Below are 20,555 nucleotides of genomic sequence, written 5' to 3'. Positions count from 1 at the left end.
CGGGTCACGAATTTGCACAAATTTTAATAATAAACTTTGTTTGTGAAATTAATTCCACAAACAAAAATTAGTGTCAATTAGTTAAATTGGTGTTACTCATCTGTTTTGATATTATATTTTTCTAAACGGCGGTACAAAGAACCTCTTGACAAACCCAATTCTTCGGCAGTTTTACTGATATTATTATTGTTTTTGAGCAATGCTTTTTCCACCGCAGCTTTTTCTACAGAGGAAAGCTGAATATCATCCGGATTGTCTTCGTAGGCTGTTATGGTTTCAAGATCTAAATCGGCAATTGTAATTTTATTGTTCTCGCACAAAATTACGGCACGTTCGATTTTGTTTTCCATTTCCCTAATGTTTCCGTTCCAGGCGTGTTTTTCGATTTGTTCCGGCACTTTTTTATCAAAAGTAATTTCGTCTCTTCCGTATTTTTCGGTCATTTTATCCAACAGATATTCGGCTAACGGAATTTTGTCTTCGTTACGTTCTCTTAGCGGAGGCAAAATAATTTCCATTGTATTAATACGATAATACAAATCTTCACGGAAATTTTTTTCGGCAACTTCAAGTTTCAGGTTTAAATTGGTTGCCGTAATAATACGAACATTCAAAGGTCTTGCTTTTGTTTCGCCTAATCGGGTTACTGTTTTAGTCTGGATCACCTGCAGTAATTTAGATTGCAAATGCAGCGGAACATTCCCAATTTCATCCAGAAAAATAGTGCCGTTTTGTGCCATTTCAAAACGTCCTGGCGTATCCACTTTCGCATCTGTAAAAGCGCCTTTTGCATAACCGAAAAGTTCACTTTCGAAAATATTAGAATTTAAAGATCCCAAATCTACCGCAATAAAAGGATTATTTTTCCTTTCGGATTGTTTGTAGATATGATGAGCGAGAACAAATTTTCCGGTTCCGTTTTCGCCCAAAATCAAAACATTTGCATCGGTTTTAGCCACTTTATCTGCTAGTGAATATGCTTTTTTTATAATCTCTGAAGTTCCAATAAAAAAGTCATTTTCAATTTCAATATTTTTTTCTTTCTTCTGTTCTTTTCGTGATTTATCAACGGCTTGTTTTACAGATTCCAGAAGTTTTTTATTTTCCCAGGGTTTTAATATATAATCAAAAGCGCCATTTTTTAAACCTTCAACAGCGGTTTCGACTTTACCAAAAGCAGTCATTAAAATCACAACTGTTTTAGGCGAAAGTGTTTTTATTTCTTTCAATAAATACAAACCTTCTCTTCCGTCTTCAAAACCTATTCGATAATTCATGTCGAGCAAAACGACATCAATGCTGTTTTTTGATAATAATTCGACAATATTTTTTGGATTATTAAGGGTATAAATGTCTTCAAAATACTTTTTCAGGTACACTTTCGACGCAAAAAGGATGTCTTCCTGATCGTCTATGATTAAAATTGAGGCATTTGTCTTTTTCATTTTTGTTCGGTTTTGGACGAAAGCTGTCCAATAATGGACACTTTGGATTGCTTAAAAAAAATAAAAATTTAAAAATTAGATAGTTACAAATCTTAAATTTTTGGCATGAAAATCACAATTAGATTAGTAAATCATCAAGTATGAGAATCATTATTGCTGGTAAATGTAACAAAAATAGATATTTATAGATTATGTTATCAATTATCTTAATTTAGGATCTGTTTTTTACTTCAGCTATAAAATTTTCAGCAAGAAAAACAAACATCAAAAATCAAATTAGTATGATCACAATTAAAAACCTTTCTAAAATTTTTAGAACTGAAGAAGTAGAAACAAAAGCATTAAGCGAAATTTCATTAACCATTAATCAAGGCGATTTTGTATCGATTATGGGACCATCCGGAAGCGGAAAATCGACTTTATTAAATATCATTGGTTTACTGGACAGCGCATCTGGTGGAAGCTACGAATTGTTAGGTCAGGAAATGATTGGCTTGAAAGAAAATCTAAAATCGAAAGCCAGAAAAGAAAATATTGGTTTCATATTTCAGAATTTTAATTTAATTGATGAATTATCGGTTTTTGATAATATCGAATTACCACTGATTTACAACAACGTTCCATCATCTGAAAGAAAGAAAAAAGTAGACGAGATGGCAAAGATATTAGGTATCTCGCATCGTTTGAAACATTATCCACAACAACTTTCAGGAGGTCAGCAACAACGTGTTGCCGTTGCAAGAGCTTTAATCAATGATCCTGCGATTATTCTTGCCGATGAGCCTACGGGAAATCTGGACAGTAAAAACGGAAATGAGGTAATGGAATTATTAACAGATCTTCATGCCAGCGGAGCTACAATTTTGATGGTAACACATTCTGATTATGATGCTTCATTTTCTCAAAGAACTATTTTAATGAAAGACGGAATCATACTTTCAGAAAAAATGAACCATAGAAATGTAGATGTTTTAGTAACTAATTCAATCAACTAAATCATGCTAAAAAACTGGATCAACATATTTATTTATCATATCAAAAACAATAAGGTTTTTACAGCCTTGAATGTTTTGGGATTGAGTATTGGAATTGCAGGTTTGATTTTTGCCATTTTATATTGGAACGACGAACATTCTTATGATCAATGGAATCCCAATAAAGACAGTATATTTTTAGTAGCAAATCAAATGGATGCGACTACCTATTGGGCTTCAAGTTCAGCACCAATAGGATCTACTATAAAAGACGCAAGCCCTGAAGTAGAATCTTACTGTTATCTAAACGGTTACTATAGCAATGATATTATTCGCTTTAATAATAAAAAAGTGCAGTCTGACAAAATAATTGAGGCGCAAGAAAACTTCTTTGATTATTTTCCTTATCAATTTATCGAAGGAAGTGCAAAAAATGCATTACCAGATGTAAACAGTATTTGTTTGTCGCAGGATTTGGCCGTTCAGATTTTCGGAAACCAACCTGCCGTGGGCAAACAAATTGTGCTGCAGGGTAAAAACCTAATAGTAAGAGGTGTTTATAAACTCGATAAAAAATCACTTTATAATCCTTCGTGCGTAGTTAATTTTATAGATGCAAGAATAAAAGAAACTATTCAGCAATGGGGTAATTTTCAATTTGTTCTGTTGTTAAAATTAAAGCATCCTAATGGACAGCAACGAGTGATTCAAAATCTTCAAAAATTATATTTTGACAACATGACCTCCCTTTTTGCAAAAGATCAGGGTATTTCACCTGAAGAGTTTATTAAGAAATATGGCCAGGTAAAACCGGGGTTAGAGTCGTTATCCTCTATACGATTACATACTAAAACCAGTGGCGTGATAGAAGCAAACGGCAATCTTCAATTTTTGCTTATCATGGTAGGATTATCTGTTTTAATTCTCATTCTGTCTATTGTAAACTATGTTAACTCAGCTACAGCAAATGCCATAAAGAGAGCGAAAGAAGTTGGAGTGCGTAAAATTATCGGAGCTTCAAAATCTGCTATAATCAAGCAATTTATTTTTGAAACCGCTATCATTTCGTTGTTTTCAATTTTGATATCGCTTGTTATTGTTGAGCTTTCTCTGCCTTATTATAATACTTTTTTAGAAAAAACGCTCGTATTGCAAAGTGGTCAGTTCTATTTGCAGCTTGTGGCTATATTTATTTTGACTGTTATTCTTGCAGGAATATTTCCTGCAGTGTATGTTTCTAATTTTGAGGCACTAAAAGTATTAAAAGGAAATTTTGGAAGAAGCAAAAGCGGTGTCTGGCTTAGAAACGGAATGCTGATTTTTCAATTTGCTATTGCGGCTTTCTTTATTGTTGGATCTTATATTGTGTATGAGCAAATTGAGCTTATGAACTCTAAAGACCTTGGGTTTAGCGGAAAACAAATCCTTAATATCTCCTACAGAAATATCTACGGCGACGGAATAACTGATAAAGACCGTTTTGAACGATATAGTATTATTCAAAACCAATTGAAGCACATAAAAGGAGTACAACAAGTTGCAGGAGGTGGTTTTGTTTTTGGAAGTGGGGCAAAATCTGTAATATCATATCATTATAAAGACAGAAATATTGACGGAAATAATGTGCCAATAGATTTTGGACTGCTGGAAATGATGAAAATAAAAATCGTAAAAGGGCGTTATTTGAGTCCTAAATTTGCTCAGGATACTATTGCTTCAATGTTAATTAATGAAACGGCCTTAAAACTATTAAATGAAAAAAATCCGATAGGCAAAAAATTGCACTGGAACGGACAAGATGCTATTATTGTTGGGATTGTAAAAGATTTTAATATAGGAAATCCGGGAGATCCAATCCCTCCAATGTCTTTTTTCCATTTTAAAACCGTACCCTGGTTTTCAGGAATTTTAAACAATATTTATATTACGGCCGATCCTGAAACCATGCAGCAAACCATAGCTGATATAGAAAATCTCTGGACAAAAAAAGTAGATACAGAATATCCGTTTTTATATGATTTCGTAGATAAAGAATATAAAAAGTCTTACAGCAGTTATGTAAAGCAAAAGAATCTCTTCTCTTTATTGAATGTTGTTGTTATTGTAATTGCACTTTTCGGGTTATTTGCTTTGGCTTCATATTCTATAGAAAGACGCATGAAAGAAATCGCGATTCGAAAAACACTGGGTGCCGAAACGAATGTTTTATTAAAAGAACTTTGCAAACAATATGTGATCTTTAGTATCATAGGATTTTTAATAGCTTTATTTCCAGTCTATTATTTGCTCAATAAATGGTTAGAGAATTTTGCTTACAGAATTACGATATCTGTTTATCCGTTTATAATTGGGTTTACTGCGTTATTGGTATTAACGTTATTAGTGGTGCTTACAAGAGCTTATCAGGCAACGAAAATTGATGTTTTGAAATACCTGAAATACGAATAGCTAAAAACAATTTTGCTTTTCTAACATTAACTCCACAACCAAAACCATGATACTAAACTATATCAACGTATTTATTTACCAGTTAAAACACAATAAACTGTTTTCATTTCTCAATATTCTTGGTTTGTCAATAGGGATTTCGGGATTAGTTTTTGCCTTGCTCTATTGGAACGACGAACAAAGTTACAATGCCTGGAATCCTGAAAAAGAAAAAGTATACCAGGTTTTGGTTCAACTAACCGATATGCCCGCTTTGTCAGATTGTGCCTTATTCCTGAAACCGGCTTTAGACGAAGATCCAAATGTCAAATCTATACTATATGCTGATAGCTGGTATCAAAAGGATAAAATTATTTACAAAGGAAAAAAGGAATTTGTAGATAGAATTATCAATGTCGAACAAAATTTCTTTTCTTTTTTTCCTTTCAAAATTATTAAGGGCGATGCAATTTCAGCTATAAAAGATGATTCCAGCATTGCGATTTCAGATATTACGGCTAAAAGGATTTTTGGAAATGAAAACCCCATTGGAAAACAAATAAAATGCTTTGACAAGCTGTTTTCTGTACGGGCGGTGTATCATATTCCAGGAAATTCTTCGATTGCGCCAAATGTCATCATCAATAAAATGAAAGAACTGACAACTTCCGGAATGACAAATCCGTTTATTTTAAAGTTATTATTAAAAGTAAAAGACCCTTCTAAAGTTGATCTTACAAGACAGAAACTCGAAAGAATCTACAACCACGATTTTATTGCGCAACTTGCCAAAGAAGCAGGTTTTACACCCGAAGTTATGGCTAAAAAAGTAGGTCACTTTTCGGTTATTCTTGAACCTTTGTCAAAAGCCAGATTACATTCGATAACAGATGGTTATCCTGAAACGCGAGGAAATTATCAATTTTTAATGATCATGATGGGGTTGTCTCTTTTGATTCTCATTTTGTCAATTGTAAATTATATCAATCTCGCAACTGCTAATGCCGTAAAGCGGGCGAAAGAAGTTGGAGTACGTAAAATTTCAGGAGCATCAAAAGGCGATATTGTGAGTCAGTTTCTTTTTGAAACGGTTTTAACCACGAGTTTTTCTATTTTACTGGCCTTAGTAATTGTAGAGCTGACTTTGCCGTATTACAACAACTTTTTAAACAAAAACATTGTACTTCTTGCCAGTCAGTTTTATATACAATTGATATTGATTTTTACCATTATAATTTTGACAGCAGGATTATTTCCGGCCATTTATATATCCAATTTCGAAACTTTTAAGGTTTTGAAAGGAAATTTCGAAAGAAGCAAAAACGGTATCTGGCTGCGCAACGGAATGCTTATTTTTCAGTTTGCCATTGCTGCCTTTTTTATTATTGGCTCAAATATCGTATACCAGCAAATTAAATATTTACAGAATAAAGATCTGGGTTTTAAGGGCGATCAGGTAATTTCGCTTTCTTTAAATTTTCCATCGGTTGATTATCAGGGAGAAAATGCAGCCCAAAATATTTACAACAAATACAACATCATAAAACAGCAGCTCAGCAAAATAAAAGGCGTCGAAGAAATCTCTACGGGCCTTATTACGTTTGACGGGTCAGACAATTCTATATCGGCGGTTTTATACCGTAATGAACTTTTTAAACAACGCATTATCCCTTTAGATTTTGGCATGTTTGAAATGTTGAACATCAAAATAATTAAGGGAAGAAATTTTGATAGAAAACGGTCTTCAGACACTATAAATTCTGTGATCATAAACGAAAGCGCATTAAAATTAATGAATATTAAAGATCCTCTTGGTAAGGAACTTTTAATTCGGGAGCAGAAATTAAAAATAATTGGTATTGTTCAGGATTTCAATTTATTAAGCCCTGAATTAAAAGTGCCACCAATGGCTTTTTACAATATCAGAATGTTTGGTATGACACATAACATTAGCAAAGTTTATGCAAAACTAAAACGAGATGATCTGGAAAATACGATTGCCAATATCGAAAAATTATGGTCGAAAGTTGATACCGAATATCCGTTTCAATATGATTTCGTAGATAAAGAATATGCGAGAACTTATGAAGCTTACACAAAACAAAAAAACTTGTTTTCACTGCTCAATATTGTTGTTGTTTTAATTGCTCTTTTTGGATTATTTGCACTTGCATCTTATTCCATACAAAGACGCATGAAAGAAATTGCAATTAGGAAAACGCTCGGAGCAGAAACAAATACTTTATTAAAAGAACTATCGAAACAATACATCTTGTATTGCATAATAGGATTTTTAATCGCCATTTTTCCAGTATATTATTTGCTAACTAAATGGTTGGAGAACTTTGCTTATAGAGTAGAAGTGTCCCTAATTTCGTTCGTTTTAGGCTTTGTCGTTTTATTAATTCTGACTTTAATAATTGTATTGTCAAGAGCTTATATAACAACCAAAACAGATGTTTTAAAATATTTAAAATACGAATAAGATGCTAAAAAACTGGACCAACATATTTATATACCACATCAAAAACAACAAGTTTTTTACAGCTTTGAATGTTTTGGGTTTGAGTATAGGAATTGCAGGATTGATTTTTGCCACTTTGTATTGGAACGAGGAGCATTCATACGATCAATGGAATCCTGAAAAAGACAAAATATCTTTAGTTCTCAATGATCTTGGCGGCGGCAACGTTTGGGCTGTAAATCCTGCAGTATCTGGACCATTATTAAAATCGGCAACTTCAGATTTAGAGGAGTACTGTTATTTTACCAGTGATTATGCTAAAGAAACGGTACAATATGATGGCAAAATAGAAGTAGTAGATAAAATTTTTTCTGCACAAAGTAATTTCTTTTCTTTTTTTCCTTTTGAATTTATTCGCGGTAGCGCAAAAAGTGCCCTTCATGACCGCAATAGCATTGCTTTTTCTGAAAAAACGGCTTCCCGCTTATTTAAAAATGAAAATCCGATGGGTAAACAGGTGAAGTACGCCGAGAGATATTTTGTAGTTCGCGGTGTATATCGACTATCCAAAAAATCTTCGGTAATGCCTGCTGCGGTAACTACGATAATCGAGGATGATTTAGAAAAAAGCAAAGAAAGCTGGGGTTTTAATTACGGATTGATGCTAAAGCTAAAAAAGCAAAGTGATACAACAGCCGTTCTAAAAAAGCTAAACGAAATCTATGTTGAAAATAATTATAAAAAGCAGGCAAGAGAAGAAGGTATAACCTATGAAGCTTATTTAAAACAGTATGGTGAACCTACAAAAGCTCTATTTCTTCCTTTTTCGGGAGCGAGGCTTATTCAGGGAAATTTTCCCTTTCCGGAAGGAAATGCCAATGTTCAATTTTTAAGAATATTAATGGGACTTTCCATACTTATATTGGTATTGTCGATAGTAAACTATATAAATCTGGCGACTGCAAATGCTGTAAAAAGAGCTAAAGAAGTAGGAGTAAGAAAAATTGTAGGTGCCACAAAACCACAAATTATTGCGCAATTTGTATTTGAAACCACATTAATTACTCTTTTTTCGCTCTTATTGGCATTAGTCATTGTAGAACTTTCATTGCCTTTTTATAATTCCCTTTTAAACAAAAATCTCATTCTCGAAGGTTCTCAGTTTTATATACAATTAATCTTCATTTTTATCATTGTCATTTTGGTTTCGGGAGTTTTACCAGCGATATATGTCTCAAATTTTGAGCCGTTGAAAGTTTTAAAAGGAAATTTTTCCCGCAGCAAAAACGGTATCTGGCTTAGAAACGGTATGCTGGTTTTGCAATTTGCCATAGCCACTTTTTTTATCATTGGTTCGTTTATAGTATATCAGCAGGTACATTATATGGCCACTAAAGATTTAGGTTTTAAGGGAGCTCAGGTAATGGATATTTCTTTTAAACCCAGAAAGGGCAAAAAGCAATTTGAAAGATATAAAACAATAAAGCAGGAGATTTTAAAAATAAAAGGCGTCGAGGCAGTTTCTGCAGGAGTATTTTCTATTGGAACCAATGTTAATTCATGGTCTGGTATGCATTATAAAGACAATAAAGAAGTTATAACGCAACAAATGGCTATTGATTTTGGAATACTGGACGTTCTGGGAATTCAGGTTATTAAAGGACGGGATTTATCAAGCGAATTTGCTGCAGATACAGTTACAAACGTTTTATTGAATGAAACCGCTGCTAAAACCCTGATGGAAAAAGATCCTATAAACAAGGAAATAGTTTGGGGAGAAAGAAAATTAAAAGTTGTTGGTATTGTAAAAGACTTCAATTATTTTGGACTGGAAAACAGAATTGGTCCAATGATTTTTTTACATATTACGGCTTTCGAATACATACAAAGAGATTTGATTACCATTTCTGTAAAAATTGCTCCACAAGATATGCCTGGAACAATTGCTGCTCTTGATAAATTCTGGAGAACAAAAGTCGACGCAGAATATCCTTTTGAATACAATTTTGTCGATAAAAACTTTGCCCGAACGTATAAAGAATATCAAAATCAAAGCAAATTATTTTCATTGTTAAATATAATTGTAATTCTAATCGCCATTTTCGGATTATTTGCTTTGGCTTCTTTTTCTATGGAAAGAAGGATAAGAGAAATTGCCATTAGAAAAACATTAGGCGCAGATACAAATGTATTATTGAAAAATTTATCCAAACAATATGTCGTTTTTTGCCTGATTGGTTTTCTAATCGGAATAATTCCTGCTTATTTATTATTGCAAAAATGGCTCGAGGATTTCGCTTTCCGCATTGATATTCCATTGCTGCCTTTTGGATTTGCACTAATTTTACTGTTGTTTTTAACCTTAACAATTGTTTTGGCAAAAGCATATCAGGTCACGAGAATTGATGTTTTGCAATACCTTAAGTACGAATAAAGCATAAAATTTAAAACCTCCAAAACGAATAATTTTGGAGGTTTTATTTTTAATGAAAGGTGTAAAATTAACCGTGAGCAGCTACAGAAACATCAGCCCATTCTTCCCAAGTAGCTAGTTTTTGTTGGTAAACTTGTTTTGCAAGTGGTAATGCTACTTTTCCTAAAAATAGGCGTAAAGGAGGATTTTCTGCTTCGACCAGTTTAACAATCGCAGGTGCAGTAGCGCTTGCTTGTCCAAAAGTGTCAGGATCATGTCCATCTGCTATTGCTTTTTTAAGTCCGTCATAAGCATCAATACTTTTACTATTGAATCCGTTACCCCAGATATCTGTAAAATAACCATTAGGTTCAACCAAAGTTACATTGATTCCAAATTGTTTTACTTCCTGCGCTAAAGTCTCTGTAAGACCTTCTACAGCAAATTTAGAAGCATTATAAAGACCTAAATTAGGCAAAGCGGCAATTCCTAAAATAGAAGAAACTTGTATAATATGCCCGCTTTTTTGATCTCTCATTATAGGTAAAACCGCTTGAGTCAACCAAAGAGTACCAAAAAAGTTGGTTTCAAATTGAGCTCTTGCTTCAGTTTCGCTAGCTTCTTCAACAGCACCGTTTAGTGCATAACCCGCATTATTGATCAGGATATCGATTGTACCAAAATGTTGTTTTACTTTTTCTACCAATGCAAACGAATCTTCGCGTTTGTTTACATCTAATGTTAAAGGCAAAATAGCGTCTCCGTATTGTGCTTTTAAGTCGGCGAGGGTATCAATATTTCGTGCTGTTGCAGCTACCTTGTACCCTTTTGCTAAAAATGCTTCTGCCCAGATTTTTCCAAATCCTTTTGATGCTCCTGAAATTAAAATTGTTTTTGACATGATCTTAAATTATTAATTGTTGATTATAAATTGATTATTGTTTATTGTTTATTTCTATTTTTATAAAAATGACTGATCGGTCATTTTTTTGGTAAAAAAAAATTAGAGTGTGTTTTCCTCTATAATTTTTTTTAATGTTTTAGCGATAACTTTCATCTTATCATTATTACCCGCCATTCTCGAAATAAGATGACCGCCTTCCATCATGGCTAACATAACGATGGCAAACTCTTCAGCATTCCACTCCGGGTTAAACTCTCCTTTGGCAATTCCTTTGTTGACACTATTGGTCAATAATTGCTGATTAGCGTTACAGCCTTTATTTATTTTCTCTTTTACGATAGGGTTGGTATCATCAGCCTCGGTGCCAAAATTCAGTAACGGACAACCACCGGTAAGCGGGGGATTTACAGCATTACTGAAAAAATCGATATAAGTAAAAAGCTCCTCTTTGGCAGTTTTACTTTTACTAATTTCAGATACCAGTTTATCACCAAGTACTTTCATATTATGATCTATCGCGGCGCAGGCCAGAACATCTTTATTTTCAAAGTGAACGTACATGCTTCCTTTAGACAATTTGGTAGCCTCCATAATATCACTCATAGATGTTGCCGCAATTCCTTTTGTATTAAAAATTGGTGCTGCTTTTTCTATAATGAATTGTCTGGTTTCTTCTCCTTTTGTCATGATAGTTTTCATTTTACGAGTACAAATATATGACCGATTGGTCATATCTGCAAATCTTTTTACTTTTTTGTGATAAGTTTCACATTTAGACTTGGCTTGTTGGTTGCCACAAAGGCGCTAAGGCACAAAGTTTTTTTTTATTTTAAACAGATTAGGCAGATTCGGGCTCATTCTAAAAAGATTTTTAAATTAATCAAAGAAAAAATAATCTGCAGTATGTGCTTCAATCTTTTTTAAATCTGCGTGAAACAAAAACAAACAATTTCAATCAAATATTTTTATTTATGTATTTAACTACGTAGTTTTGTAAAGTAAATTTTCAAAAACATGAAACCACAAATTATTCCCATAGAAAATAAATTCTCAAATGAGGTAGTAGATTTAATTTTAAACATTCAGCAAAAAGAATTTAATGTTGCTATTACAATTGAGGATCAGCCGGATTTATTAAACATTCAAAACTTCTATTATGCCAGCGGAGGACATTTCTGGGGCGCTTTTATAAATGAAGAATTAGTAGGAACGATTGCTTTAATAAAATTTAATGATACTCAGGCCGCTATTAGAAAAATGTTTGTAAAGAAAGAATTCCGCGGAAAAGAGTTTTCGATTGCCCAGAAATTATTAGACACTTTACTCGATTATTGCAACGAAAATCAAATTGATGATTTATATTTGGGAACCATAACAGTATTAGAAGCTGCTTTGCGTTTTTATAAAAGGAATCATTTCATACGAATCGAAAAAGAATCGCTTCCGGACACTTTTCCTGTTATGAGTGCCGACAATGTATTTTGTCATTTAAAACTAAAAAAGTAACGATGAATATAATTGATGAATCAGGGATTTTAGCCATTTCGACACGATTGCAAAGACTTAGCGAACAATTGCGAAAAGACGGTGCTTTATTTTACAAATCATACGGAATCGACTTTGAACCCAAATGGTTTCCTGTCGTATATACTTTGCATCATAAAGAAGTTTTGAGCGTGGTAGAAATTGCAAACGAAATAGGCTATACACATCCTTCGACCATTAGTTTATTAAAAGAACTCGAAAAACAAAAACTCATCCGTTCCAAAAAAGACAAAGTCGACGAACGAAAAAGATTAATATCACTTACCCCAAAAGGACAGGAATTGATCCTGAAAATGAAACCCGTTTGGGATGTAATGTCAAGCGTACTTAAAGAAATCGCAGACAATCAAAACAATCTCCTCCAGGCAATCAACGAAGCCGAAAATAAATTAATGCATCAGAGTTTTTTACAAAGAGCGTTGCAGTTGAAAAGTGAGGGAGAAAGCGACTAAGGTTCTAAGTTGCTAAGATTCTAAGTTTTTTTCTATTGTCACCCTGAGCGAAGTCGAAGGGCTTCCCAATTGGAATTTGGAATTTATTTTTTGGAATTTTAATTTTAAATTTATTCCCCAACTTTATTTTTAATGTGTTTCCTATGTGCGATTCCCCAATTGATCATTTCGGTTATAATAGGACCAAACGATTGGCAATAAGGAGTTGACTCATAAAGAATAGCCACTTTTGCATCACGATCTTCGGTTCTTTTTACGAGATTGTTCAGTTCCATATCCTTCAGTTCTTTCGAAAGCATTCTTGACGTAATCCCCGGAATACTTTGCTGAATTTCTTTAAATCGATGGTTTCCGTTACAGATAGAATTGATGATCGGCAATTTCCATTTCCCTCCCAAAACATATATAGTATCCTGAAGCGCCTGAACTTCTTCTTTCTGATTTCTTTCCATAACAATTTTTAGACTAATATATAAAAACATTCTTTTTCACCATATAATCGATATAATAAATTATAAGAGAATTGTGGATTGTTTTTAAACCATATAAGTAATGTAAGAAAATATAAGATAGCGTGAATTAGAATGTTTTTGAACAATATAAATGCTATAAGAAATTATAAGCACTTACTTTTTTAACCTTCCAAATTTAAATGAACTTATATAACTTATATGGTGGAAAAAACATAAAAAAAACATAGCTAGGTATACTCCATGATACCACTGAAAAAGCAATATGTTTTCCTCTTTAAATTTGTACCATTAATTTAAAAACATAAAAAATGGACAATTTAAAAAATAAAGTTGCAGTAATAACAGGCGGAAATAGCGGTATCGGTTATGCAACAGCCAAACAACTAAAAGAACAAGGCGCAACTGTAATCATTACCGGAAGAAGAAAAGAAGCAATCGAAAAAGCAGCTTCAGATTTGGGAGTAACAGCCATTGTTGCCGATCAATCCAGTATTTCAGACATCGAAAATCTGGCTTTGAAGGTAAAAGAAGATTTCGGACAAGTTGATATTCTCTTCATCAATGCCGGAATTGCCGGATTAGGAAATATAGAACAAGCAACAGAAACATTATTCGATAGTATTATCAATGTCAACTTCAAAGGAGCGTATTTTACACTAAGCAGATTCATTCCAATCCTGAAAGACGGAGCATCGATTGTATTTCTTTCTTCGAATACTGCAAGCATGCCAGGCCCGGGATCATCGATTTATTCTTCGAGCAAAACAGCTTTGAATTCGGTTATGAGATCAGCGGCATTGGAATTGGCACCAAGAAAAATCAGAGTAAACTCCGTTAGTCCTGGCCCAACAGAAACTGAGGTAATGAATAAAGTTGGTTTAGATACCACTACCGTAAAATCAATTATGGATGTTGTGATCGAAAAAGTTCCGTTAAAACAAATGGGAGCCTCAGAAGATGTTGCGAAAATGGTGGCGTATTTAAGCAGCGACGCAGCAAAATTCATTACCGGAGCCGATTTTATTATGGATGGCGGGATGGTTTTAGCTTAAGATTTCTTTTAGTGACAAAGGAACAGAGGGTTAAAGGCACAAAGGAACAAAGGGACAGAGGGGCAAAGGTTAAAAGATTTTTTCTACTGTCACCCTGGGCGAAGTCGAAGGGTTTCCCAATTGAAATTTGGAATTTATTTTTTGAAATTTTCAATTTTATTGACTTTTTTGGTTTCATTTTACAATTTGAAACAAACGAAAAGACTGATTACTAGATTTATAATTCCTGTAAACTTAATTTTATCACAATAATTTTTACGGGATATCGATAAAAATGATTTTTCAATAAATAGTAATCTAAATTTTTTAATTTATGGAAAATGATTTTGTAATAATTGTACTTTGTTTTAGTTCAATTTTTTTCTCATGCAAGAAAGATAAAAATAAGGATCAGGCAACTTCTGAGAAAGCTCAATCAGCTCCTTCCGATTCAATTACCGATGATGGCTGGCCACGCGAAGTATCTAACAATGGTACAAAACTGGTTTATTATCAACCTCAGGTGGATGATTGGAAAGATTATAAAGAAATTACGGCAAGACTTGCCTTTTCTCTCACTCCAAAAGATGGCAAACAAGTCTTGGGAGTAGCTTCTCTCAAAGCGGAAACATTAGTAGACAAAGATAACCGCAACGTATTTTTTAAGAATGTTCAGGTAACCGATGTACGATTTCCGGCACTCGATGAAAAAAAAGTCCCAGAAATGGAAAAACTTTTCAAAGAAACATTGCCTAAAGGCGGAGATCCTATTTCGGTAGATCGCATTCTGGCAGATTTAAATCAAACCAAAAGCCCTTCAAAAGGAATAGCTGGCAAGAACGATCCGCCTGCAATTTTCTACAGTACAAATCCCGCAGTTTTGCTTATTGTACAAGGAGAGCCTGTTTTAGTGCCGGTAGAAAAAACAGATATTCAATATGTAGTCAATACCAACTGGGATTTGTTTTTTGACAAAACCACAAAAGACTACTATTTACTGGCAGATAATGTATGGGTTACTTCGAAAACACTAGACGGAAAATGGATAAAAACCACTCAACTTCCTTCCGGTTTAAGTAATCTTCCGTCAGGTCAAAATTTTGATGATGTCAAAAAAGCGATTCCGCCGCCATCAGGAGGTACCGCTCCACAGATTTTCTACAGCAACAAACCGGCTGAATTAATTGCCATAAACGGAACCCCAAAATTTATTAAAATAGACGGAACCAAACTCTTATACATCGACAATACCGAAAATGATATTTTTGCCAACGAAGGCGATGGACAATATTATGTTTTGTTATCCGGAAGATGGTTTAAGTCTGCAGCATTAACAGGACCGTGGACATATGGCGGAAATAACCTGCCGGCTGATTTTGCCAAAATCCCAAAAGATTCCCCAAGAGCAAATGTATTAGCATCTGTACCGGGAACTCAGGAAGCCAAAGATGCTGTAATGCTGGCTCAGGTTCCTACAACAGCCATTATAAATAAAGCCGATGCCGAAGCAAAAGCCAAAGTTACCTACGACGGAACGCCTCAGTTTAAACCTATCGAAGGTACAAAAATGCAATATGCAAGCAACACTCAGGACAAAGTAATAAAAGTGGGCGATTTGTATTATTTGTGTTTTCAGGCAGTTTGGTTCATGTCGACAAGCCCAAACGGACCTTGGAAAACAGCAGATTCTGTTCCTAAAGAAATTTATACCATTCCGCCAAGTTCTCCCGTATATAATGTAACCTATGTTACCCAAACCACAACAGATACTACAGTTTCAAGCAGCACAACAGCCGGTTATTTTGGCGCCTTTATTATTGGCGCAACTGTAGGTGCTATATTAACTTATGGTACAGGATTTTACTATCCGCCATATGTATATTATGGAGGTATGTACCCGATTTATCGTCCGTGGCCTTATACCTACGGAGGCGGAGCAGTCTACAACCCATGGACAGGCGGCTGGGCTGCCGGAAGAAGCGTTTACGGACCTTATGGTGCTGCCGGAACATCAGCATGGTACAATCCTGCAACAGGAAGATACGGACGTTCTGCAAGTGTACAAGGCTGGTACGGAGGTCATACAGCAGCAAGTTCTTATAATCCCTGGACAGGAAATTACGCCAGAACCAATCAGGGCCATAATGCCTATGCACAATGGGGACATTCTGCAGCTACAAATGGCCGTCAGTGGGTACAATCCGGGCATGTTACTACAAGGCGCGGTACAGCAATTGGTTACGAAACTTCGGGAGGTCAAAAAGGTGTAATTACCCATCATAGAGGAGGAGGAACAACCATTCATACCAATAATAATGTATATGCCGGACACGACGGACATGTCTATAAAAAAGATGCCAACGGAAACTGGAGCCACTACAATAATGGCAACGGAGGCTGGACACAAGCCGGTAAACTTGGTTCATCAAAAAATCCGGGTTCAGCTATCGAACGCAATAAACCCAACCAGACAATTGGCGGAGCAACGCGTGCCGGCGATAGAATTCAGAACAATAATTTGCCTAAACCAAGCCAAAATATTGGTGGTGAAAATCGTTTAGGCGACGGAATCCAGCATGATAATTTCCCAAAAGCCAATCAAACACTTGGCCAACGAGATAAACCACTCGGAGAAGCCGGTCGTCCTGAGATTACAAATGATCTCGATCGCTCGGCATTCTCCAGAGATCGCGGAGAATCCCAAACCCGTAATTTTCAAAACTTCCAAAGAGAAGGAAACCGTTTAGGCGGTGGGAATTTCAGAGGCGGCGGTGGATTTAGAGGCAGAAGATAAGTTTACTAAAAGCTACGAATAAAAAATCAGGAACGATATTTACAATATTGTTTCCTGATTTTTTATTTATGACAAAAAGATAATCATCTTTTAAAAGTATAGCCCCTAAATTGGAATTTGGATTTTATCACCAAGTTTAGGGATTGGAATTTAATTTTTATTAGGAGCTATTTCCTGCTGTCCTTCCAAATCTTTTGTGCCGAACCCCGGCACAAAAGGATTTTCCCTCCCATCAGGGCTAGGCATCAGTTTTCATCAGAAATATATACGCCTCTGAATCTTTTCGAGATTATTATACCATACGAGGAGACGCACTGCTGTGCGCCTCTACGATTCCTGTTGAGCCTTAAAAAAAAACTCAGAACCTTAGCATCTTAGAACCTTAGCACCTTTAAAGAAATCCTTTGTCCCTTAGCACCTCAGAACCTTAGCACCTTTAAAAGAAAATCCTTTGTACCTTTGTCACTCAGAACCTTTGCCACTCTTTTATGGAATCCAAAGAAATCCTTCAACAACACATTGCCAAAACCGCTTCGTTGACAGACGATCAATTCGATTATTTCTTTTCGCATTTTAAACCCTTATCATTCAAAAAAGGACAAACTATTATTAGTGCCGGAGACAAAGTCGATTGCGAGTATTTTGTAATTTCAGGTTGCCTGAAAGCTTTTTTCATCAATGACGAAATCAAAATGTACATTCTGCAATTCGCTATGCCCACCTGGTGGACATCAGATTATAGCGCTTTATACAATCAAACCCCCGCAACCATAAATGTAGATTGCATCTCCGATGTCGAATTGCTTTGCCTTTCCAACAGCGACCGCGAAAAATTGTGTGCTGAATTTCATCAAATCGAACACTTTTTCCGCTGGAGAACCAACAAAGGATACATCGCATCACAAAAGCGACTTTTATCTTTTATGAATAATAATGTCAAAACCCGCTACGAAGAACTTCTGGCATTATATCCACAACTTTATAATTTAGTTCCCAAACATTTAATTGCCGCCTATCTGGGAGTTTCAAGAGAAACCTTAAGTAGATTATATAACTCATAAAGTTTTTTAGCCACAGATTACAAGGATTTTGTTTCACGCAGATTTAAAAAGATTTAAGCAGATTTTGACAGATTTTTGATTTTTAATTTAGTTTGTCATCGTGAGGAAAGAAGGATCACATTAGAAACTCCTCAAGCAAAATCGCAATCTTTGTCGAGCTTCTCGCGTGTCCTTCGACTTCGCTCAGGATGACAAAAATGAGAATAAAAAAAACTTAGAAACAAAAAACTTTGCGTCTCTGCGCCTTTGCGCGATTAAAAAAACAAGCATTGCCTTAATATTCATCTGCCTTTATTCGCTTAAATCTTTTTAAATCTGCGTGAAACAAAAAACTTTGCGTCTCTGCGCCCAATAACCATCGGGATTGCGAGATTAAAAAACAAGCATTGCCTTAATATTCATCTGCCTTTATCCGCCAAAATCTTTTTAAATCTGCGCGAAACAAAAAACTTTGCGCCTCTGCTCCCGATAACCATCGGGATTGCGCGATTAAAAAAAAATCTGCGTGAAACAAAACCTTTGCCTCTTTGCACCTCTAAAAAAAAGATTGTGATCTACATCACGTAACCAATTTCCATACCCGTCGTTCCTTTGTACTGTACTTTTAAATACAATAAAAATGGAAACAACAAATTTTAATATCGTAAGCGCAAACAGCAACATCGATTGGACTGGTAGAAAAGTTACCGGTGCACATAATGGTACAATTGGTATCAAAGAAGGTCATTTTATTTTGAATGACGGAAAAATAAATGGTGGAAATATTGTCATCAATACCGCCTCAATAAAAATTCTGGACGTTACAGATCCGGATACAAATGCGCAATTTGCTGGACATTTGGCTTCAGATGATTTTTTCTCTATCGAAAAATTTCCAACTGCAAGATTTGAGATTCTTTCTGTAAAAGAAATTTCAAATGGTAAATATTATCTTGAAGGGAATCTTACGATAAAAGACATCACACACCTTACAGGTTTTGAAACCGAAGTAGAAAGCACCAACAATACACTTTCATTTGCAGGTAAACTAGTTATTGATCGTACGAAATACGATATCAAATTCCGTTCAGGAAACTTCTTCAAAGATTTAGGCGATACATTAATCTACAACGACTTTGATTTAGATTTTACTATCACAGCCGAAGTATCTAAAAACTAAGACCATGCCTTACGTAAAAATCGAATTGACGCGCGAAGGTGTTACCCGCGAGCAAAAACAAGAATTAATAAGCGGAATCACCAACCTGATTACCGATGTATTGAACAAAGATCCGCATTTGACCCACGTTGTGATTCAGGAAATCGAACTCGACGATTGGGGTTACGCAGGAGATCAGGTATCTGTATTAAGAGAAAAAGGCATAACAGCCGATAAAAAATAATATCATGAAAAAACAAACGATAATCGTTACCGGAGCAGCTTCGGGAATCGGAAAAGGAATCGCCAAATACTTTTTGGACAGAGGCGATAATGTTGTCATCAATTCGTTAACACCATCGGCATTAGAAAGTGCTTACAACGAATTTGGAGCAGGAGACAATCTGGCCATGTTTGCCGGAGATGTGAGCAAAAAACAAACCGGAGAACAATTGGTAAAAATTGCTTTAGAAAAATTTGGTTCTGTAGATGTATTGGTAAACAATGCCGGAATCTTCGACAGTAAACCATTTTTGGAAGTTGATGAAGCGTATCTGGATAAATTTTTGACCACCAACCTAAAAGGAACTTATTTCACTACACAATCTGTTATTCCGCAAATGTTGAAACAACAAGATGGTGTTGTAATCAACATAGGAACTCCTTTGGTCAACCACGGATTGGGCGGATGGCCGGCTTCGGCTCCCGTATCAAGCAAAGGCGCCATTCACGCCTTAACGATTCAGTTAGCAGCAGAATTTGGTAAACAAAACATTCGTTTCAATACCGTTGCGCCGGGTGTTATTCGCACGCCAATGCACGGAGACAAATCAGATCAAAGTGCCGGATTGCATCTTTTGAACAGAGTAGGAGAAGTCGATGACGTAGCCGAAATGGTCTATACCGTTGCCAAAAGCAGTTTTATTACCGGTGCAATCATCAATGTTGATGGCGGTAAAGGAGCGGGACACAACTTATAATTAAATGAAAACTATTTTATTAATTGCTTTTATGCTCTGCACTTTGCAGGGCATAAAAGCTCAAAATAACATTAAAATGGAAAATCAGGCCGACGTGTCAGCGATTACTGATGCATTAGAAAATTATTATTTTAAAGGAATTTACGAAGGAGACGAAAGACGTTTGGGAAGTATTTTTCATGAAAGTGCTTTACTTTTTGGAGATATTAAAGGACAGCCTTATTTTAAAACGGTAGATCTTTATTTAAGCGGCGTAAAAAACAGACAAAGTCCTAAAGATTCAGGAAAACCTTTCAAAGGAGAAATTTTGAAGATTAATGTAGTAAATTCAATAGCTACAGCCGAAATTAATGTTAAAATGTACGACTTTAATTATCGGGATTTTTTATCTTTCCATAAGATTAACGGAAAATGGCTTATCGTCAATAAAATGTTGACCGATACAAGCGAATAA

17 protein-coding genes are annotated in these 20,555 nt (G+C 35.1%); 13 read left to right on the top strand and 4 right to left on the bottom strand.

Annotated features, from left to right (window positions below; translation table 11 throughout):
• Positions 1–92 precede the first annotated feature (92 nt).
• A complete protein-coding gene (locus LNP81_RS20690) occupies positions 93–1,445 on the bottom strand; it encodes a sigma-54-dependent transcriptional regulator (RefSeq protein WP_230039123.1) in 1,353 nt (450 codons plus the stop codon).
• 281 nt (positions 1,446–1,726) lie between these two features.
• On the opposite strand from LNP81_RS20690, the gene LNP81_RS20685 reads away from it, so the two are divergent.
• Genes LNP81_RS20685 through LNP81_RS20670 form a run of 4 tightly spaced genes read left to right on the top strand, consistent with a single transcriptional unit; the run spans position 1,727 to position 9,744 of the window.
• Positions 1,727–2,440: an ABC transporter ATP-binding protein gene (locus LNP81_RS20685; protein ID WP_230039121.1), complete on the top strand. Its 714-nt coding sequence runs from the start codon at positions 1,727–1,729 to the stop codon at positions 2,438–2,440.
• A gap of 3 nt (positions 2,441–2,443) precedes the next feature.
• Positions 2,444–4,867, top strand: coding sequence for an ABC transporter permease (locus tag LNP81_RS20680; RefSeq protein ID WP_230039118.1), 2,424 nt, complete (start codon positions 2,444–2,446; stop codon positions 4,865–4,867).
• Positions 4,868–4,913: 46 nt separating this feature from the next.
• Positions 4,914–7,331 (top strand): ABC transporter permease, encoded by a 2,418-nt coding sequence (locus LNP81_RS20675; RefSeq protein ID WP_230039116.1) that lies wholly within the window; start codon positions 4,914–4,916, stop codon positions 7,329–7,331.
• A 1-nt stretch (position 7,332) separates the two neighbouring features.
• The gene (locus tag LNP81_RS20670; protein WP_230039114.1) at positions 7,333–9,744 is read left to right on the top strand and encodes an ABC transporter permease; all 2,412 of its coding nucleotides are present in this window, start codon (positions 7,333–7,335) and stop codon (positions 9,742–9,744) included.
• Positions 9,745–9,811: 67 nt separating this feature from the next.
• Here LNP81_RS20670 and LNP81_RS20665 read toward each other — a convergent pair whose 3' ends face one another.
• Entirely contained in the window at positions 9,812–10,624 is an 813-nt protein-coding gene (locus tag LNP81_RS20665; protein WP_230039112.1) for an SDR family NAD(P)-dependent oxidoreductase, read from the bottom strand.
• Between the two features lie 102 nt (positions 10,625–10,726).
• Complete coding sequence (locus tag LNP81_RS20660) at positions 10,727–11,314, bottom strand: TetR/AcrR family transcriptional regulator (protein ID WP_230039111.1); 588 nt, start codon at positions 11,312–11,314, stop codon at positions 10,727–10,729.
• A gap of 327 nt (positions 11,315–11,641) precedes the next feature.
• Between LNP81_RS20660 and LNP81_RS20655 the strand changes: the two genes are divergently transcribed.
• Positions 11,642–12,133 (top strand): GNAT family N-acetyltransferase, encoded by a 492-nt coding sequence (locus LNP81_RS20655; protein ID WP_230039110.1) that lies wholly within the window; start codon positions 11,642–11,644, stop codon positions 12,131–12,133.
• Positions 12,134–12,135: 2 nt separating this feature from the next.
• Positions 12,136–12,624: a MarR family winged helix-turn-helix transcriptional regulator gene (locus tag LNP81_RS20650; protein ID WP_230039109.1), complete on the top strand. Its 489-nt coding sequence runs from the start codon at positions 12,136–12,138 to the stop codon at positions 12,622–12,624.
• A 110-nt stretch (positions 12,625–12,734) separates the two neighbouring features.
• Here LNP81_RS20650 and LNP81_RS20645 read toward each other — a convergent pair whose 3' ends face one another.
• Complete coding sequence (locus LNP81_RS20645; RefSeq protein ID WP_230039108.1) at positions 12,735–13,076, bottom strand: winged helix-turn-helix transcriptional regulator; 342 nt, start codon at positions 13,074–13,076, stop codon at positions 12,735–12,737.
• A 329-nt stretch (positions 13,077–13,405) separates the two neighbouring features.
• On the opposite strand from LNP81_RS20645, the gene LNP81_RS20640 reads away from it, so the two are divergent.
• From LNP81_RS20640 to LNP81_RS20610, 7 genes are all read left to right on the top strand, one after another.
• Positions 13,406–14,149: an SDR family oxidoreductase gene (locus tag LNP81_RS20640; RefSeq protein WP_230039107.1), complete on the top strand. Its 744-nt coding sequence runs from the start codon at positions 13,406–13,408 to the stop codon at positions 14,147–14,149.
• A gap of 313 nt (positions 14,150–14,462) precedes the next feature.
• A complete protein-coding gene (locus LNP81_RS20635) occupies positions 14,463–16,922 on the top strand; it encodes a dermokine domain-containing protein (RefSeq protein ID WP_230039106.1) in 2,460 nt (819 codons plus the stop codon).
• Between the two features lie 488 nt (positions 16,923–17,410).
• Positions 17,411–17,983, top strand: a complete 573-nt coding sequence (locus LNP81_RS20630; protein ID WP_230039105.1) for a Crp/Fnr family transcriptional regulator — start codon at positions 17,411–17,413, stop codon at positions 17,981–17,983.
• Between the two features lie 619 nt (positions 17,984–18,602).
• Positions 18,603–19,142: a YceI family protein gene (locus LNP81_RS20625; protein ID WP_230039103.1), complete on the top strand. Its 540-nt coding sequence runs from the start codon at positions 18,603–18,605 to the stop codon at positions 19,140–19,142.
• Positions 19,143–19,146: 4 nt separating this feature from the next.
• Positions 19,147–19,365, top strand: coding sequence for a tautomerase family protein (locus LNP81_RS20620; protein ID WP_055095205.1), 219 nt, complete (start codon positions 19,147–19,149; stop codon positions 19,363–19,365).
• Positions 19,366–19,369: 4 nt separating this feature from the next.
• Entirely contained in the window at positions 19,370–20,101 is a 732-nt protein-coding gene (locus LNP81_RS20615) for an SDR family NAD(P)-dependent oxidoreductase (protein WP_230039101.1), read from the top strand.
• A 4-nt stretch (positions 20,102–20,105) separates the two neighbouring features.
• Entirely contained in the window at positions 20,106–20,555 is a 450-nt protein-coding gene (locus LNP81_RS20610; protein ID WP_230039100.1) for a nuclear transport factor 2 family protein, read from the top strand.

Origin of the sequence: Flavobacterium piscisymbiosum (assembly GCF_020905295.1) — a bacterium.
Lineage (GTDB): Bacteria > Bacteroidota > Bacteroidia > Flavobacteriales > Flavobacteriaceae > Flavobacterium > Flavobacterium piscisymbiosum.
The sequence above is the reverse complement of the archived record's forward strand: the minus strand, read 5'-3'. Positions and strand labels throughout refer to the sequence as shown.